The following is a 25,424-nucleotide window of genomic DNA, read 5'->3' on the forward strand; positions in this document are numbered from 1 at the left end:
TATTGGGAGCTTGCGCTGTGAAAGCCGATACTCTCCTGAAATCCATGTCCGCCCTGATGATGATTGCAGGACCCCTCTCCGCGACTGCGCAAACCGTGGCCGGAACCGCCGCGACGACTGCGGTCGCCTCCCCCGCCCCGCAGGCGGGGAGCGCCGGCTATCAACTCGGCCCGAACGATGAGCTGAAGATCTCCGTCTTCGGTCAGCCCGACCTGTCGACCACCACCCGCATCAAGGAGGACGGCACCGTCGTGCTGGCGCTGGTCGGGCCGCTGACGGCAAGGGGCAAGACGACGTCGCAGCTCGCTCAGGACATAGCGTCGGGCTATGCCAGCGGCGGCTATCTCACCAAGCCGTCGGTCAGCGTCGAGGTCAGCAATTATGTCAGCCGTTTCGTCACGGTCCTGGGCAATGTGCCGCAGGCGGGCAATTATCCGCTCGACCGCGACTATACGGTGGCGTCCATGCTCGCCAAGGCGGGCGGGTCGACCAAGGATGGCGCCAACGCCGTCATCCTGACCCCCGCCGACGGCAGCGGTCCGGTGCGCATTTCGCTGGCCGACATGGCGGCGGGCGCGATGCGGCCATTGAAGGCGGGCGACACGCTGTTCGTGCCGCCGGCGGAGAAAGTCTATGTCTACGGCCAGGTCCAGCAGCCCGGCGCCTTTTCCTATGTGCCGGGACAAAGCTTCCGGCAGGCATTGGCGCTGGCTGGGGGACCGACGCTGGCGGGTTCGACCAAACGCATAAAAGTGCGCCGGGAGGGGAAGGAAATACAGGCCAATCTGGACGATCCAGTGAAGCCTGAAGATGTCCTCATCATCCGGGAGAAGCTGTTTTGACGACACTCGATCAAGGCTTCACGCACCAACGATCCGGCCAGAAATCCGGTATTTTCGACCGGTTCCTGTCCCTCACCCGCAGCGGCGAGAAGCGCAATGAGCGCATCATTCCCGACGACGTGCCGCTGCATCTGGACGTGCCGGCCCTGCCCGGCTTCCGGCAGGAGGCATTGGAGGCGGCGGCGGAAGGCTCCTCTCACCGTCCGCTGTCGATGAGCGCCATGGCCGCGCCGATCAAGCCGATCAGCCTGCGCCGCGACAGCATCTATGCCGCGTTCAACACCGCCATGCCGGTGACGGACCGCCATGGGCTGGCGGGACGCAACAGCGAGCTGGAAAAGCTGGTCGAGGCGATCGTCGTGCAGCGCAAGCATGCGGTGATCTTCGGCACGCGGGGGTCGGGCAAGACTTCGCTTGCCCGCGTCTTCGGTGATCTGGCGGACGAGGCGGGCTGCGTTGCGCTTTACGCCTCCGCCAATGGGGAGGCGGATTTCGATTCCCTCTTCCGCCCCTTCCTGACCGAATTGCCGATGAGCAACGCGGGTCAGGAGCGGGCGCGCAAGATGATGAGCGAACCGCTGGACGTGTCCCGCCTCTCCGCCTTGCTGGTGGAGGAAGTGCGGGAACGCTCGATCCTCATCATCGACGAATATGACCGGGTGCAGTCCGACACGGCGAAGCAGGAAGTGGCGACGCTGCTGAAGCTGCTGACCGACATTCATTCGCCGGTGCAGGTCGTGCTGGTCGGTATCGCCAGCGACATTGACGGGCTGATTTCGGCCCATCCTTCGCTGCGCCGTCACCTCGCGCCGCAGCGGGTCGCGCCCATTCCCAAGGCGGGACTGGAACGCCTGCTGATCGCCTGCGCCAATAATGCGCGGCTGGCGATCGATGAGGACGCGCTGGACATGCTGGCGGGCGCGGCGATGGGGTCACCCTATCATGCGCGGCTGTTCGGCATGTCGGCGGCGCTGGTGACCGAAGCGGCGGCGCGCGACCGAATGCTGCTTTCTGATGTCGAGCAGGGACTGGTGTCGGCGTTGGAAGATTGGGAGGAGATGAGCGGCCAGACCCATGCGCTGTTCCGCCGCATCCTCTGGGAAGCGGGATCGGCGCGCCGCATGATCGCGCTGGCCGCCGTGGCGGCATCGCAGATGTCGGCCATTTCCTATGAGCGGCTGGTGAAGCTTGGCCATGAAGTGCTGGGCGGCGGATCGGTCAATGAGGGCCAGGCGCGGGATGCCATGGCGCGGCTGCAACCCGCTCTGGTCGCGACGCCCAATGGCGAGCTTTGGATGTTCGAGGACACGCTGGCGCCGCAATTCCTGTTGCTGATGGCGAAGCAGCCGGCGCAGAGCGCGCCGCCTGTCCAGACGCCCGCCGAGGAAATGCGGGCGCTGCTCAAGGGAGTGGACGGGCTATGACCATGAACCCGATGGATTTGCTGGCCGCGCTGCAGGCGCGCTGGCGCACGGCGGCGATGATCGGGGGCATATTGTTCCTGGCCATCGCGATCGCCGCCTTTCTTCAGCCGCGGCAATATATGGGCACGGCATCGCTGCTGCTCGACCTGTCGCAGACGGACCCGACCGACACCAATATGGCGCAGGGACCGAAGCCGGACACGGATTCCATCCTAGGCACCCAGACGGACATCATCCGCAGCGGCAAGGTGATGAACGCCGTCGCCAAGGAGGCGGGCTTCGTCGACGCCATGCCGACCGACATGCCCGCCGACGCAAGGCTGCAATCGGCGGCCGCGCTGGTGTCCAAGAACATGACCGTGACGACCGGGCGGCAGAGCAATGTGCTTCAGATCCAATATCTGGACGCCGATCCGCAGGTCGCGGCCAAGGTCGCGAACCTGATCGCCAAAATCTACATGCGCGAGCAGGTCGAACTGCGCGCCTCCCCCGCGCGCGGCTCCGCCAAATGGTTCGACGAGCAGACGCAGGAAGTGCGCCGCCGTTATGAAATCGCCCAGAAGAAGCTTTCCGACTTCCAGCGGGCGCACGACATCATCGGCATCAACCGCATGGACCTGGAGGCCGAAAAGCTGAAGAACATGTCCTATCAGCTTACCCAGGCGCAGGCGGAAGCGGCGGCGGCCCGGTCGAAGGCCGGGGCGGGTTCGGTGTCCGACATCGAAGGGTCGCTGATCGTCCAGAATTTGCAGGAACAGGTCGCTGGGCAATCCGCCAAGGTGTCCGAACTGCAAAAGACGCTTGGGCCGAACCACCCGACCATGGCGGCCGCCAATGCGCAACTGTCGGAGCTGCAATCGAAGCTGGCGGCGGCACGCTCCAGCCAGGCGGGCGCGGTCAACGCCAACAGCGTGGCGGCCAGCCGGCGGGAGGGTGACCTCAAGTCCAACATGGCGGGCCAGGAGGATCGCATGATCCGCATGTCCGACGTGCAGGATCAGTTGATGGTGCTTCAGCGCGACGTCGACGCGGCGCGGCAGACCTATGACACGGTGCGTCAGCGCTTCAACGAGGCGGCGCTGAAGAGCCAGATTTCGCAACCCAATGCCAGCCCGCTGGACGAGGCAACCATGCCCCTGCTGCCCGCCAAGCCCAATATCATGCTGTGGCTGATCGGCGGGATCGCCCTGGGCCTGGTCGGCGGGATCACGGCCGTCATCCTCATGGAAATCGTTCATCCGCGCGTTCGCTCGGCCGCTGGCGTGGCCCGCGCGACCGAAGTGGATGTCATCACCGAACTGATGCCGGTCCCCGTCCGCGGCGGCTGGTTCTTCAACCAGCAGGAGGCCGCATGAGACTGCGTTCCACGGCAGGCGCCCCGCCTCAACTCACGCCCGGCAGCACGAGCAATCTGCGCCCGCGTGCCCGCGACAGCCACAACTTCGCCCGCCTCGCGGTGGAGCATGGCTTTCTGGCCGAAGACGATGTGCACAAGGTCGAGGCCCATGCCCGGTCCCAGGGTTTGGCGCTGCATGATGCGGCGGTCGATCTGGGACTGCTGAACCCGGAGGATGCGGGGATACTCGCGGCGTTGCAGGGCGGCTTCGCCCTGCTGCCGGAGGGGGACCAGCGGCTCGATCCGCTGGTGGTCGCCGCCTTCGACCCCGCCAGTCCCTATGCGGCCAAGGTGCGGACGATCCGGGCCAAGATGCGCGCCGCGGCCAAGGACGGCGATCCCTCCTCGCTGCGGCTGGCGGTGCTGGCGATCGAGGCGGGCGATGAAGCGGCGATCATGGCGGCCAATCTGGCGGTCGTGCTGGCGCAGATGGACGGGCAGACGATGCTGATTGACGTCGACATGGGGCGGCCTTCGCTCGACCGGCTGTTCCGCATCGCCAACAAGGCGGGGCTTGCCGAGCAGTTGATGGGCAGCGCGGCGTTGCTGCCCGCCGCCAGGACGGCGGTGGAAGGGCTTTGGCTGATGACGGCCGGCCGGGCATCCGGCAGCGCGACCAGCCTCATCACCCGTGGGCCGCTGGCGGACACAGCCAATGGCTGGGGGCTTCGCGACACGTCGATGCTTTTCTATCTGGCCGAGCGCAAGGGCGACCAGACGCCCTATGGCAGCATATTGGCGGGCTTCGACGCTGTGGTCATCGTCGCGCGGCGCGGGGATACGGCCATTGCCGACATGCGGCGCGTGATCGACGATCTTGACCGCCATGGCGTGCCGATCGCCGGGACGGTGATTGCATGAGCGCCGAACAAGCGCTGGCGCGTCACCAGCCTCTTCCGTCACCCGGCATCGGGCAGGACGCGCCTGTAGCCCATGTCGGCGGCCTGCCGGTGTCGACCCTGTCGCTGGACGCGCTGATCGCCAAGATGCTGATCGAAGCGCCCTTGCGGCGGAGCCTGGACCAGCCCCCCCTGCTCGTGTTCGACGCCAATGGGCAGGGCCTGTCGATGAATGCCAGCGATCCGGATTTCCGGACCAATCTGGCGCAGGCGGACCTGATCCATGCCGACGGGCAGATCATCGTCGCAGCGTCCCGCTGGTTCGCTGGCTCTCCTATAGCGGACCGGTCCAGCACCACCGACATGTTCATCGACAGCCTGAAACCAGCGGCGGAAGCGGGCGTCAGCTATTATCTGCTCGGCGCCGAGGAGAAAGTGAATAGCGCTTGCGCTACCGAAATTCTGCGGCTGGCTCCGGGGCTGCAACTGGCGGGACGGCGCAACGGCTTCTGGAAGCCCGAGGAAGAGGATGCGGTGATCCACGCGATCAATGCGGCGGCCCCCGATGTCCTCTGGGTCGGCACAGGCAAGCCGCGGGAGCAGGCATTCTGCGTACGCAACCGGGAACGGATCAAGGCGGGTTGGATCGTCACCTGCGGCGGGCTGTTCAATTATATCACCGGCGATTATCCGCGCGCGCCGCTGTGGATGCAGAAGTCCGGCTTCGAATGGCTGCACCGCATGGCGACGCGGCCCAGGGAGCTGGCCTGGCGCTATATCACGACCAATCCGCATGCGCTCTGGCTCATCTGGAAGCATCGCCATGGCTGACGCCCAGGCGGTCGACAACCCGCCACTGACGGGCCGCGTCCAGCGCCTTGGCAGCCTGTTCGGCCGCTTCGGGCTGGCCAGCCTGTCTTCGGCCATCGTCTCGGCCAGCCATTTGCTGGTCCAGCTCTTTTCGATCCACCATCTGGGCACGGCGGCCATCGGCACGCTGGCCTTCCTGCTGGTGATCATCCAGTTCGGCTACAGCCTGTCCAATGCGCTGGTGTCGACGCCCTATACCATCGCGGTGAACCAGGGCGACGACAAGGAGGCGCGGAGCTTCGACTTCTTCTTTCCGGTCAATCTGCTGCTGGCGGCCAGCCAGGGGCTGATCTGCGCGGCCATCGCCTGGGTGACGGCTTCACCGATGGCGGCCTTGCTGTTCGGGTTGGCTGGAACCCTGTCGCTGATCCGCTGGTTCGGCCGGTCCAACGCCTATGCGCATCACGCCCCCGCGCGGGCTGCGCGATCGGACATGGCCTATGCCGGGACGATCCTGGCCGGGCTGCTGATCGCGATGCGGACGGGAGCGGACATGCCCGCCATAGGCGGCATGCTGGTGGCGGCCAGTCTGGTGGGCCTGCTACCCTTCGGCCTCGCCTATCTGCGGCGGCATTTCGCCATGGGCCCGGGCCGGGCGCTTGGCGCTTATCGCCCGGTGTGGAAGGAGCAATCGGCCTGGACGCTGGTCGGCGTGCTGTCGACCGAGGCGACATCCAACTCGCACAGCTATATCGTGACGCTGCTCGCCGGTCCGACCGCTTTCGCGCCGATCGCGGTGGGGATGCTGTTCTTCCGCCCGGTCAATGTCTGCATCACCGCCCTGACCCAGTTGGAACGCCCCCCCATGACCCGCGCCGTCGCGCGCGGCGATCATGGCGCGGCGATCAAGTCCGAGCGGGTCTTCATGGCGGCGCTGGTCATGCTGTGGCTGGGCACCTGCGCGGTGGCCGCGATCGCGCTTTACGCCTTTCCCGGACTGATCCTGAAGCCCACGCTGGACCACCGGCTGGTGATGATCGCGGTCGGTCTTTGCGCCCTCCTCTCCCTCGTCCAATGCGTGCAGACGCCGATGAGCGTCATGACCCAGGCCCGCAAAGCCTTCCGTCCCCTCGCCGCGCAGAGCATGCGCAGTTGCGGCGTCGGCCTTGTCGCGGTGACGCTGCTGGTGTGGGGCGCCGCGCCGGTCTTTTCCATCGGCGGCGTGGTGCTGTCGCAGCTCGTCATGATGCTCGGCATCTGGCAGCTCGACCGCAAATGGCGGCGCGACCAGCGGGGAGCCGTCTGACCATGACGACCAACTGGCAGCGCGGCGGCATCGCCGCTCCTCCCACCCCCCGGACCGGCGGCGGCGAGAGCATGCGCATGGTCTGGATCACCCAGATCTTCTATTTCGTCTTCCTGATGATGGTCTTCATCGGCCAGCAGCCCTTCGCATCCCGCACGCAGGACGAGCTGGTGGCGATGGCGCAGGAAAATGACGGGTCGGACCTGTTCAAGCAGATGCTGTTCATTGGTTTCGCCCTGTTGCTGACCGGCGTGCAAATCATCCGCAAGCATCCGCTGCAATATAAATTCACCTTCTGGCCGCTGGCGATCATGCTGGTTTGGTTCTTCATCTCCTGCACCTGGGGCGTCGATCCTTTCGTGTCCTTCAAGCGGGCGATGCAGCAGTTGATCGTGATCTACATCACCTTCTGCGCGCTCTCGCTGATGGGACCGCAAAGATTGTTCGACGCCTTGCGCGCGGCGCTGATCGTGTCGCTGATCATCTGCTGGGTATCCTTGCCGCTGACGCCCGCCGCCGTGCATCCGCCGACCGAAAGCGACAAGGCGTTGATCGGCGCATGGCGCGGTTTCTTCTTCCACAAGAACATTGCAGGCGCCGTCATGGCGTTGACCTTCATCGTCTGCGGCAATGCATGGATCGACCGGCGCAAATGGTATTACGCCCTGTTCGCAGTCATGGCCTTCGTCTTCGTGATCGGAACCAAGAGCAAGACTTCGCTGGCGTTGTGCGTCGGCATGCTGGCGATCAGCAACATCTATCGGGCATTGAGCGATAACACGCAGAAGCGCGCGATCCTGCTGCTGATGCTGGGGTTCGGCATGGTCGGCTTCCTGGCGCTCTACATCGCCTATCAGCCGACCATCGAGCGGCTGTTCGCTGACCCGACCAGTTTCACCGGGCGCGTGTCGATCTGGCGGGTGGTGTTCGACTATCTCGCGGATCACCCCTATCTGGGCGCGGGTTTCGGCGGCTTCTGGCAGGTGGGCGTCAACAGTCCGGCGCATGACTATCTGAACCAGCAATTCCAGATGCTGACCGCCCATTCCCATGACGGCTATCTGGAGATCTGGGTGACGACGGGGCCGCTGGGGCTGATCATGCTGCTGATCAGCTTCCTGGCCCTGCCCGCCTACTGGTTCCTGACTGGATCGACCAAGGAGAACCAGTCGCTGATGGTCCCCGCCTTCGCGATCTGGGTCTTCGTCATGTACCAGAATCTGCTGGAAACCAGCTTTTTCGACAAGGATCGCCAGGTCTGGGTGATCTTCCTCGCGGCGGTCGCGACCGCGCACGCCACCTTCAAGGCCAAGCCGCGCCCGCAATGGTCGCGGCGGCATCGTCTCCCGCAGGAGAGCGTCAATGGCTAATATCATCGTCTGTATTGCGACCTGCAACCGGCCGCAGGGACTGCGCCGCACGTTGGACTCTCTCGCTGCGCAACAAACACAGCACAGTCTGGAAGTGCTGGTGGCCGACAATGACGCCGCCCGGCAGGATGGGCTAGCCGTGGTCGAGCAGCTTGCTTCGCAGGGCTATCGCTGGCCGATCGAGGCTCTGCTGGTGGCGGAGCGCGGCATTCCGCTGGTGCGCAACGCGCTCGTCGCCGCCGCGCTGGCACGGCCCGGCGCGACCCATGTTGCCATGCTGGACGATGACGAGGCTGCCTCCCCCGGCTGGATCGATGCTATGACGGATACGGCGCAGCGCTGGGACGCGGACGTGGTCGGCGGCGCGGTGCTGCGGGAGATGGATAGCGCCATCGCGCCCTGGGCCGTCCGCCATCCCCTGCTCGCACCCAAGCAACGCGGTCAGTCCGGCCCGGTCGCGCTGGTGGACAGCACAGCCAATGTGCTAATGGCCGCCACCGCCCTGCGCGCCATGGGCGAGCGGCCGTTCGATGAACGCATGGCGCTGACCGGCGGGTCGGACAAGCAGCTTTTCACCCGCATGCAGCGCAAGGGTTTTCGCTTCGCCTGGTCGGAGGAGGCGGTCGTCACCGAACTCATCCCAGCCAGCCGTGTCACCGCCAAATGGCTGCTGATGCGCGGCTATCGCGTGGGCATGACCGACATGATGGTGGAGCGCTTCCACAAGGGCCGCTTGCGCACATTGCTGGGCGAAGCGCCGCGCATCGTCGCGGGTTTCCTGATCGGCTCGCTGGGCGCGGTCGCGACGCTCGACCAAGGCAAGCGGGTCGAGCGCCTCGGCAAGCTTTATCGCGCCGCGGGCAAGATCGCCGGCCTCGCCGGATTTCATTATGAAGAATATCGAAAGGTGCATGGCGCATGACCAATGCAGCCCCCCAACCCTTTTTCTCCGTCGTCATCCCTCTCTACAACCGGGCGGAGATCGTCGGTGACACGATCCGGTCCGTGCTGGCGCAGGACTGGCAGGATTTCGAGATCGTCGTGATCGACGACGGATCACACGACAATCCCGGCCGGGTGATCGACGCCATTGGCGACCCCCGCGTCCGCTATATCCGGCAGGACAATGCGGGCGGCGGCGCGGCGCGCAACCGGGGCATCATGGCGTCGGACGGGCGCTATATCGCCTTTCTCGATTCCGACGACCTGTTTCTGCCGGGCAAGCTTTCCATCATGGCGCAGGCGCTTGCGGGAGACGATGGGCGCGCCGTCCTCTATTCGCGGATGAAGGTGGACCGGGGCGTCGACCGCTACTGGATCAGGCCCGATCGCGGCATTCGCGAGGGGGAGGATGTGGGCGAATATCTGTTCTGCGCCAACCAGTTCATGCAGACCAGCACCATGGTCGTGCCGACGCGAATGGCGCAGGAAGTGCTGTTCGACCCGGCGCTCAAGAAGGGACAGGATCTCGACTTCTGCGTTCGGTTGCAGGGTGCGGGAGCGCGGTTCCGGATGATCGATCAGGCGTTGACGGTCTGGCTCGACGCGACCGAGGCGGGCCGGACATCCTATGTGAAGGGCTATGAGACGTCCCTCGACTGGCTCGATCGCTGCGGCCATATGCTGACCAACCGGGCGCGGCGGGGTTATCGGGCGACGGTGCTCGCCTATCATATGGCGCCGATCAAGCCTGTCGTCGCGATCAAGGATCTGGCCATCGGCATGGTCGCGGGCGGCGTTCCGCCCCGCGTGATCGCCCGGCAGGTGCTGCGTTCCTATCTGCCCAAGCCGCTTTACCGGTCACTGGTCAACGGCTTCGTGCTGCGGTTCGGCAAGGCCGGGGCAGCCGCAAGTGGAGCCAGTTCGTGATGACCGCATGGCAACCTCCGTCCACTCTGAAAGCGGCAGCCGCCGCGCCGCTCTTTTCGATCATAATCCCGACCTATCAGCGGCGCGATGCGGTGGTCGCCGCCGTCATGTCCGCGCTCGAACAGACCATCGCGATCATAGAGGTCATCGTCGTGATCGACGGATCGACCGATGGGACGGAGGTGGCGCTGGGCGCGATCAACGATCCGCGCCTCAAGGTCATCGTGCAGGAAAATCGCGGCGCCGCGGCGGCGCGGAACAAGGGCATCGATCATGCCCGCGGGCGCTATATCGCTTTCCTGGATTGCGACGACCGCTTCCTGCCGCATCATCTGGCCGACCTGTTGCCGCTGGTGCAGGAGAGCGAGGATGTCGTCGCCTATGGCCAGGTGCTGGCGGATCGCGGCGAAGGACGCAATTTCCTGAAGCCCCCCCGCGCCATCGCCAGCGGCGAGACGATGGACCGTTATCTGATGTGCGATCGCGGTTTCATCCAGACCAGCAGCATGGCGCTCAGCCGGATACTGGCGGGGAAAGTCCGCTACCGCGAGGATGTGAAATTCGGTGACGATACCGATTTCGCGCTGCGCCTGTCGCTGGCCGGGGCGCGTTTCCTGATGACGGAGCGGCCCGGCACCATCTGGGCCGACCGGCATGCCGACGACCGGCTGTCGGCCGTGCGCGGCAGCATCGGCAGCTTGATGTGGCTCAGGGATCTGCGCCCCCATATCAGCCCCCGCGCCTTTTCCGCCTATATGGGCTGGCATGCGGCGAAGAGCATCTGGCCGACCAGCCGGCGGCAGGCGATGCGCTATTATCTGGGCGCGGTCTGCCGGGGCGCCTTCGGGCCGAGGCTGGCGGCGACGGTGCTGTTGCAGATCGTGATGCCCGACCCTGTCTATCGCCGCATTTCCGACCGATGGATCGACTTTTCCCACATGCTTGCAGGCAGAGGACAGCGACTATGAGGCGGCGCGAATTCCTGGCCGGAGCGGCGGCGCTCACCGCCTGTTCGCCCATTCCGCCAAGCGCGGCGCAGGTCGGCGGGACGGCGGGCCTTGCCGCCCATGCCCGCAAGTCGGGCCGCTATTTCGGCGCCGCGATCAAATCGCGCCAGTTGCGCGAAGACCCGGATTTCACGGCCGCCATCGCCCGCGAATGCGACATGGTGGTGCAGGAATATGAGCTGAAACGCGGCACGACCGAACCCAAGCCCGGCAAATATGATTTCAGCGGCGCCGACCAGATCATCGCTTTCGCGCAGGAGCATGGAATGCGCGCGCGGGGCCATGCGCTGGTCTGGTACGCCGCGCAGCCGCCCTGGCTGGAGCCGGCGCTAAAACGTGCGGACAAGGCGGGGCGGGAGGAGCTGATGACCAGCTATATCGACACCGCCATGCGCCGCTATGCTGGCAAGATCCGCGAATGGGACGTCGTCAACGAAGCGATTGAGCCCAATGACGGCCGCGCCGATGGCATGCGCGCGAAAAGCATGTGGCTGGACGCGCTGGGCGAGGAATATATCGACATCGCCTTCCACCGCGCCCGCGAGGTCGATCCCAGACCCATGCGGTTCCTGACCGATTTCGGGCTGGAACATGACTCGCCCCGTTGCGAGCGGCGACGCACCGCGCTGTTGAAGCTGCTCGACCGACTGATGGCGCGCAACGTGCCGGTCGATGCGGTCGGCATACAGGGGCATTTGAAGCCCTATAGGGAAGGCTTCAACCAGGCAGTGTTCGCGCGCTTCCTGGAGCGGCTCAACGGATATGGGCTGGCGCTGTCGGTGACCGAATTCGACATTGCCGACCGGGGCGGGCCGCCCAATCCGGACAAGCGGGACCGCGAAGTCGCCTCGGTGGCGAAAGCCTTTCTGGACGTGGCGCTGGACAATCCGGCAATGCGCTCGGTGCTCTGCTGGGGGCTGTCGGACCGCTATAGCTGGCTGTCCAATTTCAAGGATTATAAATGGCCCGACGGCCAGCTTTCGCGTGGCCTGCCGCTGGACGGGCAGATGCGCCGCAAGCCGCTGTGGAACGCCATGGCCGCCGCCTTCGACGCGGCCCCCGCGATAAGGAGCGCTGGCGCATGAGAATTTCCTCGCTGACGGGCCTGCGCGGCGTGGCGGCGGTATCGGTGCTGCTGTACCATATCCCGCATAATCCGACGTTCGAGGCGTTTCGCCTGCCCCTCTTCTCCCGGGCCTATCTGGCGGTCGACCTGTTCTTCATCCTGAGCGGCTTCGTGATTTCCTTCGGCTATCACGACCGGGTGGTGAACCATCTCGGCCGCGCCAGCTATGTCGATTTCCTGATCAACCGCATGGCACGGGTGTGGCCGCTGCATCTGATCGTCACGCTGGTGTTCATGGCCCGTATCCTGCTCAATATATCGGGCAATCAGGCGATCGACCTCAATGCCGCCAATGTGATCAGCAATATCTTCATGGTGCAGAGCTGGGGCTGGGGTACGGAACCGATCGCGGGCAATAGCTGGTCGGTCAGCACGGAGGTGGCGGCTTATCTCATCTATCCGCTGATCGCGATCATCGCTTTTTCGCGATGGTCGTGGGTGCAGGGGTTGCTGTGCGTCGGCTTATTGGCGCTGGTGGCGATGTCCGGCCGGGGATCGAGCGGCCCCTTGGACGTCAATGACAGCGATACGGTGCTGACGCTGCTGCGCTGCCTTGCTGGTTTTTCGCTGGGCGTGCTCAGCTATCGCTGCGCGGAAAAAGCGTGGTGCAAGCGGCTGATCGACCGGACGGGCGGCTTCGCCATGATCTGCGGGCTGATCGCGCTGGCGTTGCTGCTGCCCGGAAAGGCCGATCTGCTGGTGGTGTGCCTGATGCCGGCGCTGGTGCTGAGCTGCTATTATAACGGCGCGGCGGCGCGGGCGGTCATGGCCAATCCGGTCAGCTTCCATCTGGGCCTGATCAGCTATTCCATCTACCTCTGGCATCCGCTGGTGCGCGACGTGTTCGCGCGCGGCATGGGGGTTGCGCACAAGCATGGGATCACCGGCTTCGACGGACTGATCGTCACCGCCATGCTGGTCGCGACATGGCTGCTCTGCTGGGCAAGCTATGCGCTGGTTGAGGTGCGCGGACATCAGTTCATCAAATGGTTCCAGCGCGGCGGGCGCAGCCGCAAGCCCGCCGTGGAGGCCGCCGCCTGATGCCTGCGGTCTGGATCGCCATCCCCACCTTCCGCCGCCCGGAGCAGCTTCGCCATCTGCTGGAGACGTTACCGGGCATGGCCGGCCGCCATGACGTGATGGTGCTGGTGGCCGACAATGATCCCGAACGGCAGGAGGGCGCCGCTGTCGTGCGCGCCCTGCTGGCGGAGGGTTATCACCTGCCGGTGACGCTGCTGACCGTGGCGCAGCCGGGGCTTTGCGCGGTGCGCAATGCGATCGCCAACGCCGCGCTCGACGATCCGGCGATGCGTTTCCTGGCCATGATCGACGATGATGAATGGCCCCAGCCCGGCTGGCTCGACGCGCTGCTGATCTGTCAGGCGCAGGTGGGCGCGGATGTCGTGGCCGGACCGGTGGATAGCTGTTTCGTTGGCCAGCCACCACGCTGGGCGCGGGAAACATTGGTCTTCCGTGCAGAAGAACGGCCATGGGGCGCGACCGGCATGCTTTGGGCGAGCAACAACCTGCTGGTCAGCCGCCGCGCCTTCGCGATGATCGCCGCGCCCTATTTCGATCCGCGCTTCAACCGCAGCGGCGGCGAGGATTTGGATTTCCTCGCCCGGCTGCATGATGCCGGGGCGCGCTTCGGCTGGTCGCCCGATGCGCGGGTCAGCGAATGGGTGCCGGTAGAGCGGGCGCGCCTTTCATGGGTGCTGAAACGCATGTGGCGCATCGGCTGCACCGAAACCATGGCGCGGCGCAAGGCCTTGCCCGGCCGGATCGGTACGGCAAAGCTGCTGGCCCGGTCGATCGCGATATTGGGATTGCGGACGGCCGGGCTGGCGGCCCTGCTGCTGCCCGGCGCGCGCCGCGTCGACATCGCCGGACAATGGGTCAAGAGCTGGGGGCGCCTCTATGCCCTGGCAGGAGGCGCCCAGTCCTATTATGGCGCGCTGTAGATCTTGAAGCTCTTGACGATCATGTCGCCCGATCCATCGTCATAGGCGCTGTTGGTCTTCACCGCGACGTCCATGATCGGATAGAAGCGGAAGCCCTGGAAGGGATTGACCGACTGGTATGTTTCCACCCCGTCCACGAACCAGGTGATATAGTCGCGCTGGATGTCCACGGCGAAGCGATGGAAACCCTGACTATAGCCGCTGAGGCCATAGGCCTGCTGCGTCTGGATCGTGACGCCCCGCGCATCGTAGCGGGTGCTGTTGGCGCCGACATGGATGGTGTGCGCGACGTGGCGGTCAAAATCCCAAAAGCTCTGATAGCCAAAGCCCTCATAGATATCGATTTCCGGCGGCCAGCCGCTGGTCGACACCAGCCAGAAGGCAGGCCATGAGCCGCGCCGGCTGGGCATTTTCGCTTCCCATTCATATTGGCCATAGCCGATCTGCGTGGCCAGGAAGTTGCGCCCGTCCAGCACTGTCGAACCATAATACCAGGTCTGGCCGCCATAGCTGATCGGCGTCTTCAACTTCTGGCTGTGCAACACCAGCCCGCTCGTTCCCCAATAGACCGGCCCTTCGACGCCAGGGAAAAGGGTGGAATCGAGGTAGAGACCGGTTTCGCCATTGCCAGGTTGCGTCCGACCATTGGCGAGCGACGTCGCCCAGCGATCCCAGCCGCCGTCGGGAGAACGCTTGTGCGTGTCCTTGAGCAGCTCGAACTGAAGCGTTCCGCTGGCCGCGAATGTGCGCGGCTCGCGGAAGGTGCCGGTCGCCTTCAGCGTTGCTTCCACCAGGCTGCTGGCGGTAATCGTCGCGGTGTATTGCCCCTGAAGGCCGCCCCAGGGCACCTCCCGCAGCTTCACCTGGAACTGTTGCCCTTCCGTGGCGGCGATGATCGGCACCGCGACGGTCTGGATCAGCGGATCGCCGGGCCGGAAGATCACCACCGTATCGACCGTCTGGTAATTATAGCCCGACAGCGCGCGCAGCGTGCCCGATCCGTTGACGGTGGTGATCCGCGCGATCACCGTATTGGGCGTCGGCCGATCCAGCGTCACCGGGACATAGGCGATGCTGCTGCCCGGCCGGAAGCTGGCATTGCCAAGCGACAACGTCGCCTTTTCCGGCAGCTTCGTCCCATTGGCGAAGTCGAAATCGGAAAAATCCGATGTCGTGCCGATTGTTACGGAACCACTTGTCGTCGATGTCGTTAGTGTCGAGCTCGCGGTCGTATAAGACGGCGAAATGGTGGCTGTCGTCGACGTCCTATTCGATGTCGACCCTGAAGTCATAATCGTGGCAGCTCCCGCCGCGACGATAGAAAATATGGCTATTCCGGCTCCAAAAATGGAGCCAGTCATTTTGACAGGCATGTTTACGACCCCCGAAGTTATCCCCTGTAGGGTCTCCTATGAAGGTTAACAAAAACTTCCGGTCAATAACGACTCGTCGCAATCAGGCAGGAATTGCGATGAACTGATGAATAGCCCATTAAAGAATGGCGAAAACCGGCGCTTCTTTCAGAACCGGTATGATTGGAACAAAAATCAATTTGAAGAGTAGCGCGTCCATTCCGCTCCCAAGGGCGAAAGAAGATGCGCGCCATGGCGGCAACCACCCGCCGATAGAATAGAAAACCCCCTCCCGCCGGCGCGAGAGGGGGGGGGTAATTCGGGCGGCGGCTTATTCCGCTGCCTGGACCAGTTCCTCGAACTCCGGCGTAGCGCCACGACCGACGCTGACATAGGTGAAGCCCGCGGCCTCCGCGACCTCCGGCCGGTAGATGTTGCGCAGGTCGACCAACCCGTCGCCACTCATGATATTCTTCAGGCGCGGCAGATCGAGTGCCCGCAACGCATCCCATTCGGTGACGATGACGACCGCCGCAGCCCCTTCGGCGGCGCTATAGGGGTTCTGGCAGAACTCCACATTCGACAACATCGCCTTCGCCGCATCCATCCCCTCCGGATCATAGGCCCGCACCTGCGCGCCACCATCCTGCAAGGCCTGGATGATCGAGAGCGACGGCGCATCGCGCATGTCGTCGGTATTGGGCTTGAAGGTCAGGCCGAGCACCGCGATCGTCTTGCCGCGCACCGAACCGTTGCATACCGCCACCACCTTGCGCGCCATGGCTCGCTTGCGGCTTTCGTTGATCGCCACAGTGGTTTCGATGAGGCGGATGGGCGCGCCCGCATCTTCCGCCGTCTTGACCAGCGCCAGCGTATCCTTGGGGAAGCAGGAGCCGCCATAGCCCGGCCCGGCATGCAGGAATTTTGAACCGATCCGGTTATCCAGACCGATGCCCCGTGCCACCTGCTGCACGTCCGCGCCGACATTTTCGCACAGGTCGGCCATCTCGTTGATATAGGTGATCTTCATCGCCAGGAATGCGTTGGCGGCATATTTGATCAGCTCGCTGGTCCGGCGCCCAGTGAACTGGATCGGCGCCTGATTGAGATAAAGCGGCCGATAGACCTCCTCCATCACTGGGCGGGCGCGTTCGTCCTCGATGCCGACGACGATGCGGTCGGGGCGCTTGAAATCCTGGATTGCCGCGCCTTCGCGCAGGAATTCGGGATTGGAGGCGACGGCGAACTGCGCATCCGGATTGGTCTCGCGGATGATCCGGTCGACCTCATCGCCCGTACCGACCGGAACGGTGGACTTGGTGACGATGACGGTGAAGCCGCTCAGATTGGATGCGATTTCCTGCGCGGCGGCATAGACGTAGCTGAGGTCGGCATGGCCATCACCCCGGCGGGCGGGCGTGCCCACGGCGATGAACACAACATCGGCCTGACTAACCGATCCGGCGAGATCGGTGGTGAAGGTCAACCGCCCCGCCTTGACGTTGCGGGCGATCAGATCGGCTAGGCCGGGCTCATAAATCGGCACGCCGCCGCCCTGAAGCAACTCGATCTTGCGCGCATCCTTGTCCACGCAGATGACATCATGGCCGAAATCCGCGAAACACGCGCCGGAGACCAGGCCGACATAGCCTGATCCGGTCATAACGATCCGCATCTCTATTCTCCTTCTTCAAACGGCTTCTCGACCGGCGGTCCACCGATGATAGATGGACGCACGAATCCGTTCCGGAAAACCCGGATGCACGGACCCTCATCCCTCATCATGGGTTGGACGCCAGGCGAGCGAGCCTGATGTCCCTTTATGCCGGAACCAGCCGGCTGTTGACGCAGCGCAGCATACCGCCTGGCGCAGCATGGATGCAACGCAGCCCGCCGCTCCCAGAACACATATGGGCGCGGATCAGGGGCTTAAGCCAAGAAAAAGGGCGGAAGCATCGCTGCTTCCGCCCTTTCGTCCTCGCCCCGAAGAGCCGATCAGAATTTGACGCGCACACCCGCCGTGAAGGCGCGGCCGACAATGTCGTACACCGCGATGTTGGTCGGCGGATTGACGCCCGGAACGGTGCCGGGGATCAGCGGCGGGTCCTTGTCGAACAGGTTGTTGACCGTCGTGAAGAACTCGAAATTGCCGCCGTCGCCATGCGGAATGGTGTAGCGCAGCGTCAGGTCGGTGTACCAGACCGGCTTGACCTTCGGATCGACGAACTGGATCGGCGTCGTGCCACCCGGAATGTCCAGCCGCATCTTGCCGATATATTGTTCGCCAATCGTGATGCCGAACGGCCCGTTGGTGTAATCGACCGTCAGATTGCCGCGCCAGCGCGGGAAGCCCTGCGGGTTGCTGGTGACGACGCTGACGCCCGCATAATGAGCGATCGGCGCGGCTGCATATTGCTGGGCGTCGAACTTGTCGAGATAGTTGAGGTAGAGACGAACGCCCAGGCCGCCATCACCCACGGCGGTCCGATAGGTGAAGTCGAAATCGATGCCCGCCGTCTTCAGGAAGGCGATGTTCTGCGGCACCAGATGGACGAGCGTCGGGAAAGTCGTTGGCGACGCGCGGTCGATCTGGGTGCACTCCACAACGCCCGACCCGCCAGCATTCAGGCAGTTGGTCAGCAATTGCTGCGCCGACAGGGAGTCGATCAACTTGTCGACCTTGATATGATAATAGTCGATCGAGGCCGAGAAACCGCGCAGGAATTCAGGCGTGAACACCGTGCCGAAGGTGTAGGTGTTGGCGACTTCAGGCTTCAGATTGGGATTACCGACCGTAAGCGTATTGGCGTTGACGTTCTGGCCGCTGCCATAAGTCCCAGCCGCGTTCCTGACGTCGTTCACGATTCCGATGCCGCTCTGCGGACCTGCATAAAGTTCGTAGAGATTAGGTGCGCGGATGTCATGCGAATAGGTGCCGCGCAGCAACAAGCTGTCGACCGGCTTCCAGGTTGCGCCCGCCTTCCACGTCTTCACCGTGCCCGATGTCGAATAGTCGGTCACGCGGATCGCGCCGTTGACGCTCAGTTCCTGGAAGAAGGGCGTATCCTTGAGGATCGGCACCGCGATTTCGGCATAGGCTTCCTTGACGTTCAGCTTGCCGTGGCTGCCACCGACATTGGTCAGCCAGTAGGCCAACGTGTTGATCGGGCCGGTCGGATAGGGAAGCAGGGCGGTTTCCACCCGTGGAATCCCCCGTAGCCCAGCGAAATAGGCTTCCTTCTGCGCATCGGTCAGCAGCAGCGCCGGATCGGCATTGCTGGTCAGATTCAGCGTCTGGCGACGATATTCGACGCCGACGGCGATATCGACCGGGCCGGCAGGCAGTTCGAACAGGCTGCCGCTGATATTGGCCGCGAATGCATCCTGCTTGAAGCGCGCGCGATAGCTCGACGTGCCGGTAGCGTATGCATAGCCCGCCGGAGTCGATTTGGACGGATCGCCATGCATCACGTCGAGCGGCTGGCAGCCCGCAAATTGCGAGGCATAGGCCGGATTGAGCAGCACGCGGCAGGTAATCTGGCCATTAGCCGGGTTACGAACGGCATCCAACGCCGCATACAGCTTCTGATTGTTGTACAGCCCGACATTGTCCATCGAGTGCTTGGAGTCGCCATGATTATAGGTGACCTGCCAGTTGAAGTCCGCGAACTTGCCGGTCAGGCCCGCTGTCGCGGTCCAGTAATCGGTCTTTTCATAGGCGATCGGCTTGGGCTGGCCAGCATCCTGCTGCCCCACGACATAATAGTCGTTCGCGCCAGTGAGAGCCGAATCCAAAGCCGTTGAGAGATAAGGATTGCCCTTGTAGATGCGCGCCGATTCCGTCGCCGGGATCAGCGAATTGCCCTGGGTGAAATAATGATATTTGCTGCGGGCATAGACGCCCTGGACGAAGGCCGTGATATTGTCGGTCAGTTCATAGCTGACCCGGCCGAAGCCGTTATAATTGGTGAGCGGCGCGATCGCATTGGTGTCGTTCGGGATCTTGTAGCCGTCGCCGCCCTGCTGGAAGCCGGTGGTGCCCACCGCCGTGCCCAGACTGAAGGCGCGGGTCGTGCCATCATTGTTGATGACCCGGCCCACGAACGGATTGCCCGTCACGCTTGAGCCCACGATACGGCCATTGGCCGCCAGCGCGGAAATGCGGACGTCGGAGGCGATGGTATAGGGATTGGCGGCGGTGCCCGGCGCGGCAGTGCAAGTACGCTGCTGGCCGTTTGCCGAAGGACCGCAGCTCGTCGTCACGCTGCCGACGAAATTATAGCCCTGCGTCGAAAAGCTGCGATCCTGCCGCAACATGCCTTCGCTATTGGAATATTCCGCGCTCAGCAGCACATGGCCCCGGCCCCCGGCGAAATCCGATCCGAAGGCGGCGCCCAGACGCTGATTGCCGTTATTGCCGCGCTGGTCGACGCCGGCCTGGGCCAGCCCCTTGAAGCCGGTGAACTTCTTGTCGAGGATGAAGTTGACGACACCTGCGACCGCATCCGACCCCCATTGCGCCGAAGCGCCACCCGTCACCACGTCGACGCGCTGCATCAGCAATTGCGGTAGGACGTTGGTGTCGATCGTGCCGACATATTCGGTGGGCGACACGCGCATGCCGTCGAACAGCACCAGCGTGCGCAGCGGCCCCTTCGGGTTGTTGCTGGGCGTACCCAAGCCGCGCAGGTTCAGGACATTGCCGTGGATCGGCAGGTTCGAGAAGTTGTTGGCCGATTTGGACGGACTGAGCGAGTTGTTGAACTGCGGCAGCTTGTTGAGCGCGTCGGCCACGCCGGACGGCGTCGTCTTGGCCAGTTCCTCTGTCGATGCGACCGTCACCGGAGTCGGCGCGGTATAGCCGTCACGCACGATGCGCGAACCCGTAACGACGATGTCGGCGTTGCTCGCGGGCCCGGCCGCCTGAGGCGCCGTCCCTTCCTGAGCGGGGGCCGCGGCGGCCGTTTCCTGCGCCAAGGCGGGCACGGCCATTGCGATGATGCTGGCGCTGACGGCCAGCGACGAGATGAACAGATTGTTCTTCGTCATCTTTCCTTTTCCTCTCCCTGCACGATCTTGACCGGGCAATGTCACCCGGCTTGATCATTATTATCCCCGTGTGCACTTTTATAGTTATCCCACCGAGCGCCGATGTCAACAAATTTTGCACCAGTGGGAAAAGTTTATTGGAAAGACCCGGCCCCTCCTTCCTCCCTGAATTCTTCAGCGAAATTCCCGCGCGCGGCGACGGCGGCGCGACGCATCCAATGCCCGCGTCACGAACATATATTGACCCACTGTGCAAAAATGTGCGTTATAACGCGTGAACGGCGACGCGCCGGCGGATCGCCGCCGGACGGAACAGGGCCGGAAGATATGGCCAGAAGCTATGGAGAGTGTCCTTGCCGCATGATCGTCAGCCAGCGCGCGCCATCGTCGATGGGGTCGCGCAACCATGACACGGATTTCCGCGACGATGGCGCCATCGTCTGGCTCAGGTAGCACGCACGGAGATGCTGAAGCCAACATCGCGCCCCCTCTCCCTGAACAGGCCGCCTATCCGTCGCCTCCGATGGGCTGGTTGACCGTGGCGATCCTGTTTCTGCTCTACATCCTATCACTGACCGACCGAAATATCATGGCCTTAATGGTCGGACCGATCAAAAAAGACCTTGGCCTGTCGGACCTGCAGATCAGCCTGTTGCAAGGACCGGCCTTCGCCATCCTCTTCTGCCTGTGCGCCATTCCGCTGGGCATGGCGCTGGACCGGTTCAGCCGCCGAGTCGTGCTTTATCTGTCGGTGACGGTGTGGAGCATCGCGGCGGCGAGTTGCGGCCTCGCCGGAAGCTTCGCGGCGCTCGCCATGGCGCGCGCGGGGGTCGGCGCGGGCGAGTCGGGCTTCGGCACCGGCAGCTATTCGGTGGTCGGGGACAGCTTCCCGCCGCACAAGGTTTCGCTCGCCATGTCCGTCTTCATCATGGGCGGCGTGATGGGCGCGGGCATCGTGTTCCTGTTCGGCGGACCGATCGTCGCCGCCGCGATGAAGGCCGGACCCGCCGTCTGGCCAGTCTTCGGCCTGTTGCAGCCCTGGCAGCAGGTCTTCATCATGACCGGCGCGCCGGGCATGCTGCTGGCCTTCCTGGTCTTCGTCTTCCGCGAGCCGCCCCGGCGCAAGGCGATCAGCGCGGGCGCTGGCTATGGCGAGGCCTGGGCGTTCATGCGCCAATATAAGGCGCTCTATCTGGCCACCTTCGTCGGTTTCGGCCTAGCCTATGCCGCAACCATCGGCTTCCAGCTCTGGACTCCGGTCTATCTGGCGCGGGTCCATGGCTGGGAGCCGGGACGTATCGGGCCGGTGATCGGCCTGGCCCAGATCGGGGCGGCGGCGATGATCCCCATCCATGGCTGGACCGTCGACCGGCTCTATCGCCGGGGGAAGCGCGACGCGCATCTCTTCTGGTGCCTGTTTACGGTGCTGGCCGCCGCCCCCTTCGGCATCGCCGCCTTTCTGGTGAGCAGCCCTTGGGCCACCGTCGCCTGCTATTGGTGCTTCATGGCGCTCATCCTTTCGACCTCCAGCATGGGACCGGCGACGGTGCAGGTGGTGACGCCGCAATATCTGCGCGGGCGCGTGTCGGCGCTCTATGTGCTGGCGTCGGGCCTGATCGCCATGGCGGGCGGACCTGCATTCATCGGCCTGGTCACCGACAAGCTGCTGGGCGACGAGATGAAGGTCGGCCTGTCGCTCGTCATCAGCGTGTTCTGCGTGCTGCTGCCCGCCGCGTTTCTCTTTGCCTTCGGTCGCGCCTCGATGCGGCGCGCCCATGAAGCTTCTGTTTGAGGATGATCCTATGATCGAGACCCGCCGCCCCGCCTTCATCGACGGCAAGCCCAAAAAGCTGCTGATCGACGGCAAGCCAGTCGACGCCCTGTCGGGTGAAACGTTCCAGAGCTTCAGCCCATCGACCGGCGAACTGGTGGCCGAACTGGCGCTGGCGGGCGCGGAAGATGTGGACCGCGCCGTCCGCGCCGCCCGCGCCGCCTTTGAGGGGCCATGGAGCCGTTTCAAACCGGCCGAACGTCAGGCGGTGCTGCTGAAGCTGGCCGATCTGGTCGACGCGGAGTTCGATGACCTCGCTCTGCTCGACTGCATCGAAATGGGCCGCCCGATCACGGCGGCTCGTGGGTTGCGGGGTATGCTGCAACGTTCGCTGCGCCATTTTGCCGGCGCGGCGACGGCGATCCATGGGGAGACTTTGTCCAACAGCTTCCCGGTCGACTTGCTATCCTACACGCTGCGCGAGCCGGTGGGCGTGGTGGGCGCGATCATCCCCTGGAACGGTCCGCTGTTCAGCGCCGCGTGGAAGGTCGGGCCGGTACTGGCGACCGGCTGCACCATCGTCCTGAAACCCGCCGAGGATGCCTCGCTCAGTCCACTGCGCTTCGGGGAATTGTGCCTGGAGGCGGGCGTACCGCCGGGCGTCGTCAATGTCGTGACCGGCGCGGGCGGAACCGGAGGGGCGCTGTCGGCGCATCCCGATGTCGACAAGATCGCCTTCACCGGTTCCTGCGAGACCGGTCAGCGGATCATCGCCGCCTCCGCCGGGACGGTGAAGAAGGTGACGATGGAACTGGGCGGCAAGTCGCCCAATATCATCTTTGCCGACGCCGATCTCGACATGGCGACGCCAGCGGCGGCGATGGGGGTGTTCAACAATTCGGGGCAGGTCTGCGCGGCGGGCACAAGGCTGTTCGTGGAGCGGCCCGTCTATGAGGAAATGGTCCAGCGCATCGCCGCCTTCGCGAAGGCGTTGAAGGTTGGTCCCAGCCTGGACCCCGACACGCAGATCGGCCCGCTGGTGTCGGCCAAGCAATATGCTCGAGTCTCCTCCTATCTCGACCTTGGCCCGCAGGAAGGCGCGCGGCTGGTGACGGGCGGCAGCCGCGTCACTGGCGGCGATCTGGACAAGGGCCATTGGGTCGCGCCCACCATCTTTGCCGATGTGAAGGATGAGATGCGGATCGCGCGGGAGGAGATTTTCGGCCCCGTCTCCTGCATCATGCCCTTCGACGATTTCGACGAGGTGATCGCCCGCGCCAATGCGACGCGCTTCGGCCTGGCGGGTGGCGTGTGGACGAAGGACATCGGCAAGGCCATGACCGCCGTGAGGCGCATCCGGGCCGGATCGATCTGGGTCAATCATTATTTCGCAATGGACCCGGCCGTCCCCTTTGGCGGCTACAAGATGAGCGGCTTCGGGCGCGAAGGCGGCGCGGAGCATATCGACGCCTATTTGCAGACCAAAGGGGTGTGGATCAGGACTTAGGCGGGATGGAACGAAGGGATGGGGGTTTTGGCGACGATTGGCCAGTTTAGGACATAACTGCCCTTAATTTCATTCGTCATGTTGAACTTGTTTCAGCATCCATTTCTCCCCACATTCCGCCGTCCGTGGGGCACGATGGATGCTGAAACAAGTTCAGCATGACGGCTATAGTGAGGGCAACTTCCCACCCCATTCACCGTCCCGCATAACGTTTGATCAGCGCGTAGAGATAATCCCGTCCCTCATAGACACTCTTCACCCGGATGCGCTCATTGACGCCATGCGCGCCATTGCCATCGGGATCGAGAAATATGCCCGGCACGCCATAGGTCGGAATACCAACCGCACTCAGATAGCGCCCGTCCGTCCCCGCCGTCAGCAGATTGGGCACGACCGGAATGCCGGGAAATTGCTTGCGCGCCACCTCCTCCGCCGGGCCGACGATGGCCGGATCAAGCGGCGGCGGGACGGCGACCGCTTCTCCCTTGCCACCATCCCGGCTTAGGGCAATGGCCGGATTGCCGATCGCCTTACGCAACTGCGCCTCGACACCCTCGACCTTCTCGCCGGGGAAGAGGCGGCATTGGATCGTCGCCTTCGCCCGTTGCGGCAAGGCATTGATCGCATGCCCTGCCTCCACCATCGTCGCGACGCATGTCGTGCGCAGCATGGCATTATAGGTGACATCGCTCGTCACCTTCGCCACCACGGCGCCATCGGTCGAGCCCTTGCCCAGAGCCGCCATCGCCTGCCCCATATCCCCGCCGACGATGGGCGCCATTCGGGTAAAATAGCCCCGGTTGGTGGCGTTGAGCCGGATCGGAAAGCTGAACCGGCGGATCGCGGTCAGCGCGTCGGCCAGATCGTAGATCGCATTGTCCGGGCGGGGCCTGCTGCTGTGGCCGCCGGGATTGCGCGCTTCGATGGTGAAGCTCTGCGAATGCTTCTCCCCCACGGCCAAATAGAGCGCGACTGGCTTGCCGTTCGCGTCCGTGATGCCATAGCCGCCCTCGTTGAGTGCGAAACCCGCCTCCACCGCGTCGCGCCGATGCTGGAGCAGCCAGTCGACGCCATTCACCGCCTCCCCGCTTTCCTCGCCGCAGGTCAGCGCCACCTTGATCGTGCGCTTGGGCCAAAAGCCCTCCTTCTTCATCCGGATCAGGCTGTCGATCCAGATAGCCGAAAGCGCCTTGTCATCAATCACCCCGCGCCCGATGAAATAGCCATTTTCCTCGACCAGCCTGAAGGGATCGCGCGGCCAATCCTCCCGCCGCGCTGCAACCACATCGATATGGTCGACCAGCAGCATGGCCTTGGCGCTGGGATCGCTGCCGTCGATGCGGGCGATCAGGCCGCCTTCCTTCGGCCGCCCCTCAGGCACGAAGACCTCCGCCTGACTAGCGCCGAAGCCTGCCCCCTTCAGCCGCGCCAGCATCCGCTCGGCGGCCAGCGTGCAGCTTCCGGCCGGCGCGCTGGTGTCCGTCTCCACCAGTTCCCGGTAGATGTCGCGAAAAGCCGCCTGATCGACGCGCAACGGCACTGCGGCCGCGCCCTGCCCCGTAACCAGGACAAGCGCCGCCGCCAGCGCCCTATGAACGCCCTTCACTTCTGGATTTCAAGCGCACGTTCCGGGCAGGATTTCGCTCCCTTCCAGGCAAGCTTCTCATCCGCCTCCGCCACGTCGATGTCGCCGGGCTTGATATAGCCCTCATCATCCAGTTCGAAGATATGGGGCGCCATCGCCCAGCAACGCGCATGGCCCTGGCATTTGTCATTGTGCACGATGATTTTCATG

20 protein-coding genes are annotated in these 25,424 nt (G+C 64.2%); 15 read left to right on the forward strand and 5 right to left on the reverse strand.

Annotation, left to right across the window (positions count from 1 at the left end):
• Positions 1–17: 17 nt before the first annotated feature.
• The 13 genes from HUK72_RS05120 to HUK72_RS05180 are packed head-to-tail and all read left to right on the forward strand — an operon-like array spanning position 18 to position 13,950.
• A complete protein-coding gene (locus HUK72_RS05120; protein WP_176595816.1) occupies positions 18–842 on the forward strand; it encodes a polysaccharide biosynthesis/export family protein in 825 nt (274 codons plus the stop codon).
• Positions 839–2,266 (forward strand): ATP-binding protein, encoded by a 1,428-nt coding sequence (locus HUK72_RS05125; RefSeq protein WP_176595817.1) that lies wholly within the window; start codon positions 839–841, stop codon positions 2,264–2,266. The genes HUK72_RS05120 and HUK72_RS05125 overlap by 4 nt, the downstream gene beginning before the upstream one ends.
• A complete protein-coding gene (locus HUK72_RS05130) occupies positions 2,263–3,621 on the forward strand; it encodes a GNVR domain-containing protein (RefSeq protein WP_176595818.1) in 1,359 nt (452 codons plus the stop codon). The genes HUK72_RS05125 and HUK72_RS05130 overlap by 4 nt, the downstream gene beginning before the upstream one ends.
• Positions 3,618–4,523, forward strand: coding sequence for a capsular biosynthesis protein (locus HUK72_RS05135; protein ID WP_176595819.1), 906 nt, complete (start codon positions 3,618–3,620; stop codon positions 4,521–4,523). The genes HUK72_RS05130 and HUK72_RS05135 overlap by 4 nt, the downstream gene beginning before the upstream one ends.
• Positions 4,520–5,332 carry a WecB/TagA/CpsF family glycosyltransferase gene (locus tag HUK72_RS05140; protein ID WP_176595820.1) on the forward strand — a complete coding sequence of 271 codons (813 nt, stop codon included), beginning with the start codon at positions 4,520–4,522 and terminating at the stop codon, positions 5,330–5,332. The genes HUK72_RS05135 and HUK72_RS05140 overlap by 4 nt, the downstream gene beginning before the upstream one ends.
• Positions 5,325–6,617 carry a polysaccharide biosynthesis protein gene (locus HUK72_RS05145; protein ID WP_176595821.1) on the forward strand — a complete coding sequence of 431 codons (1,293 nt, stop codon included), beginning with the start codon at positions 5,325–5,327 and terminating at the stop codon, positions 6,615–6,617. Before HUK72_RS05140 ends, HUK72_RS05145 begins: the two co-directional genes overlap by 8 nt.
• A complete protein-coding gene (locus HUK72_RS05150; protein WP_176595822.1) occupies positions 6,587–7,987 on the forward strand; it encodes an O-antigen ligase in 1,401 nt (466 codons plus the stop codon). The genes HUK72_RS05145 and HUK72_RS05150 overlap by 31 nt, the downstream gene beginning before the upstream one ends.
• Positions 7,980–8,909, forward strand: coding sequence for a glycosyltransferase (locus HUK72_RS05155; RefSeq protein WP_176595823.1), 930 nt, complete (start codon positions 7,980–7,982; stop codon positions 8,907–8,909). Before HUK72_RS05150 ends, HUK72_RS05155 begins: the two co-directional genes overlap by 8 nt.
• Positions 8,906–9,856 (forward strand): glycosyltransferase family 2 protein, encoded by a 951-nt coding sequence (locus HUK72_RS05160; RefSeq protein WP_176595824.1) that lies wholly within the window; start codon positions 8,906–8,908, stop codon positions 9,854–9,856. The genes HUK72_RS05155 and HUK72_RS05160 overlap by 4 nt, the downstream gene beginning before the upstream one ends.
• Positions 9,856–10,824, forward strand: coding sequence for a glycosyltransferase family 2 protein (locus HUK72_RS05165; protein WP_176597752.1), 969 nt, complete (start codon positions 9,856–9,858; stop codon positions 10,822–10,824). The genes HUK72_RS05160 and HUK72_RS05165 overlap by 1 nt, the downstream gene beginning before the upstream one ends.
• Positions 10,821–11,948: an endo-1,4-beta-xylanase gene (locus HUK72_RS05170; protein ID WP_176595825.1), complete on the forward strand. Its 1,128-nt coding sequence runs from the start codon at positions 10,821–10,823 to the stop codon at positions 11,946–11,948. Before HUK72_RS05165 ends, HUK72_RS05170 begins: the two co-directional genes overlap by 4 nt.
• Entirely contained in the window at positions 11,945–13,030 is a 1,086-nt protein-coding gene (locus HUK72_RS05175; RefSeq protein ID WP_176595826.1) for an acyltransferase, read from the forward strand. The genes HUK72_RS05170 and HUK72_RS05175 overlap by 4 nt, the downstream gene beginning before the upstream one ends.
• Positions 13,030–13,950, forward strand: coding sequence for a glycosyltransferase family 2 protein (locus HUK72_RS05180; RefSeq protein WP_176595827.1), 921 nt, complete (start codon positions 13,030–13,032; stop codon positions 13,948–13,950). Before HUK72_RS05175 ends, HUK72_RS05180 begins: the two co-directional genes overlap by 1 nt.
• Here the strand turns inward: HUK72_RS05180 and HUK72_RS05185 are convergent.
• The 3 genes from HUK72_RS05185 to HUK72_RS05195 all read right to left on the reverse strand — a co-directional run bounded on the left by HUK72_RS05185 (position 13,935) and on the right by HUK72_RS05195 (position 20,351).
• On the reverse strand, positions 13,935–15,080 hold the full coding sequence (locus HUK72_RS05185) for a family 16 glycosylhydrolase (protein ID WP_255325772.1): 1,146 nt from the start codon (positions 15,078–15,080) through the stop codon (positions 13,935–13,937). The genes HUK72_RS05180 and HUK72_RS05185 overlap by 16 nt on opposite strands.
• A gap of 553 nt (positions 15,081–15,633) precedes the next feature.
• A complete protein-coding gene (locus tag HUK72_RS05190; RefSeq protein ID WP_176595829.1) occupies positions 15,634–16,977 on the reverse strand; it encodes a UDP-glucose/GDP-mannose dehydrogenase family protein in 1,344 nt (447 codons plus the stop codon).
• 320 nt (positions 16,978–17,297) lie between these two features.
• Positions 17,298–20,351 carry a TonB-dependent receptor domain-containing protein gene (locus tag HUK72_RS05195; RefSeq protein ID WP_176595830.1) on the reverse strand — a complete coding sequence of 1,018 codons (3,054 nt, stop codon included), beginning with the start codon at positions 20,349–20,351 and terminating at the stop codon, positions 17,298–17,300.
• 523 nt (positions 20,352–20,874) lie between these two features.
• Here HUK72_RS05195 and HUK72_RS05200 point away from each other — a divergent pair.
• Both HUK72_RS05200 and HUK72_RS05205 read left to right on the forward strand, forming a co-directional pair.
• Positions 20,875–22,143 carry an MFS transporter gene (locus HUK72_RS05200; protein ID WP_176595831.1) on the forward strand — a complete coding sequence of 423 codons (1,269 nt, stop codon included), beginning with the start codon at positions 20,875–20,877 and terminating at the stop codon, positions 22,141–22,143.
• A 10-nt stretch (positions 22,144–22,153) separates the two neighbouring features.
• Positions 22,154–23,629, forward strand: a complete 1,476-nt coding sequence (locus tag HUK72_RS05205; protein ID WP_176595832.1) for an aldehyde dehydrogenase — start codon at positions 22,154–22,156, stop codon at positions 23,627–23,629.
• Between the two features lie 193 nt (positions 23,630–23,822).
• On the opposite strand, the gene HUK72_RS05210 is transcribed toward HUK72_RS05205, so the two are convergent.
• Both HUK72_RS05210 and HUK72_RS05215 read right to left on the reverse strand, forming a co-directional pair.
• Positions 23,823–25,214 carry a M20/M25/M40 family metallo-hydrolase gene (locus HUK72_RS05210; RefSeq protein WP_176597753.1) on the reverse strand — a complete coding sequence of 464 codons (1,392 nt, stop codon included), beginning with the start codon at positions 25,212–25,214 and terminating at the stop codon, positions 23,823–23,825.
• A gap of 17 nt (positions 25,215–25,231) precedes the next feature.
• Complete coding sequence (locus HUK72_RS05215; RefSeq protein ID WP_176595833.1) at positions 25,232–25,423, reverse strand: ferredoxin; 192 nt, start codon at positions 25,421–25,423, stop codon at positions 25,232–25,234.
• Position 25,424 lies beyond the last annotated feature (1 nt).

It is taken from the genome of Sphingobium sp. 15-1, from assembly GCF_013375535.1.
GTDB classification, from domain to species: domain Bacteria; phylum Pseudomonadota; class Alphaproteobacteria; order Sphingomonadales; family Sphingomonadaceae; genus Sphingobium; species Sphingobium aromaticivastans.

Coding starts and splice junctions, on each gene's coding strand:
- HUK72_RS05140 (WP_176595820.1), top strand. CDS start 4,520: ATGAGCGCCGAACAAGCGCTGGCGCGTCACCAGCCTCTTCCGTCACCC.
- HUK72_RS05130 (WP_176595818.1), top strand. CDS start 2,263: ATGACCATGAACCCGATGGATTTGCTGGCCGCGCTGCAGGCGCGCTGG.
- HUK72_RS05150 (WP_176595822.1), top strand. CDS start 6,587: ATGGCGGCGCGACCAGCGGGGAGCCGTCTGACCATGACGACCAACTGG.
- HUK72_RS05170 (WP_176595825.1), top strand. CDS start 10,821: ATGAGGCGGCGCGAATTCCTGGCCGGAGCGGCGGCGCTCACCGCCTGT.
- HUK72_RS05200 (WP_176595831.1), top strand. CDS start 20,875: ATGGGCTGGTTGACCGTGGCGATCCTGTTTCTGCTCTACATCCTATCA.
- HUK72_RS05160 (WP_176595824.1), top strand. CDS start 8,906: ATGACCAATGCAGCCCCCCAACCCTTTTTCTCCGTCGTCATCCCTCTC.
- HUK72_RS05165 (WP_176597752.1), top strand. CDS start 9,856: ATGACCGCATGGCAACCTCCGTCCACTCTGAAAGCGGCAGCCGCCGCG.
- HUK72_RS05180 (WP_176595827.1), top strand. CDS start 13,030: ATGCCTGCGGTCTGGATCGCCATCCCCACCTTCCGCCGCCCGGAGCAG.
- HUK72_RS05190 (WP_176595829.1), bottom strand. CDS start 16,977: ATGCGGATCGTTATGACCGGATCAGGCTATGTCGGCCTGGTCTCCGGC.
- HUK72_RS05145 (WP_176595821.1), top strand. CDS start 5,325: ATGGCTGACGCCCAGGCGGTCGACAACCCGCCACTGACGGGCCGCGTC.
- HUK72_RS05215 (WP_176595833.1), bottom strand. CDS start 25,423: ATGAAAATCATCGTGCACAATGACAAATGCCAGGGCCATGCGCGTTGC.
- HUK72_RS05195 (WP_176595830.1), bottom strand. CDS start 20,351: ATGACGAAGAACAATCTGTTCATCTCGTCGCTGGCCGTCAGCGCCAGC.
- HUK72_RS05175 (WP_176595826.1), top strand. CDS start 11,945: ATGAGAATTTCCTCGCTGACGGGCCTGCGCGGCGTGGCGGCGGTATCG.
- HUK72_RS05135 (WP_176595819.1), top strand. CDS start 3,618: ATGAGACTGCGTTCCACGGCAGGCGCCCCGCCTCAACTCACGCCCGGC.
- HUK72_RS05205 (WP_176595832.1), top strand. CDS start 22,154: ATGATCGAGACCCGCCGCCCCGCCTTCATCGACGGCAAGCCCAAAAAG.
- HUK72_RS05155 (WP_176595823.1), top strand. CDS start 7,980: ATGGCTAATATCATCGTCTGTATTGCGACCTGCAACCGGCCGCAGGGA.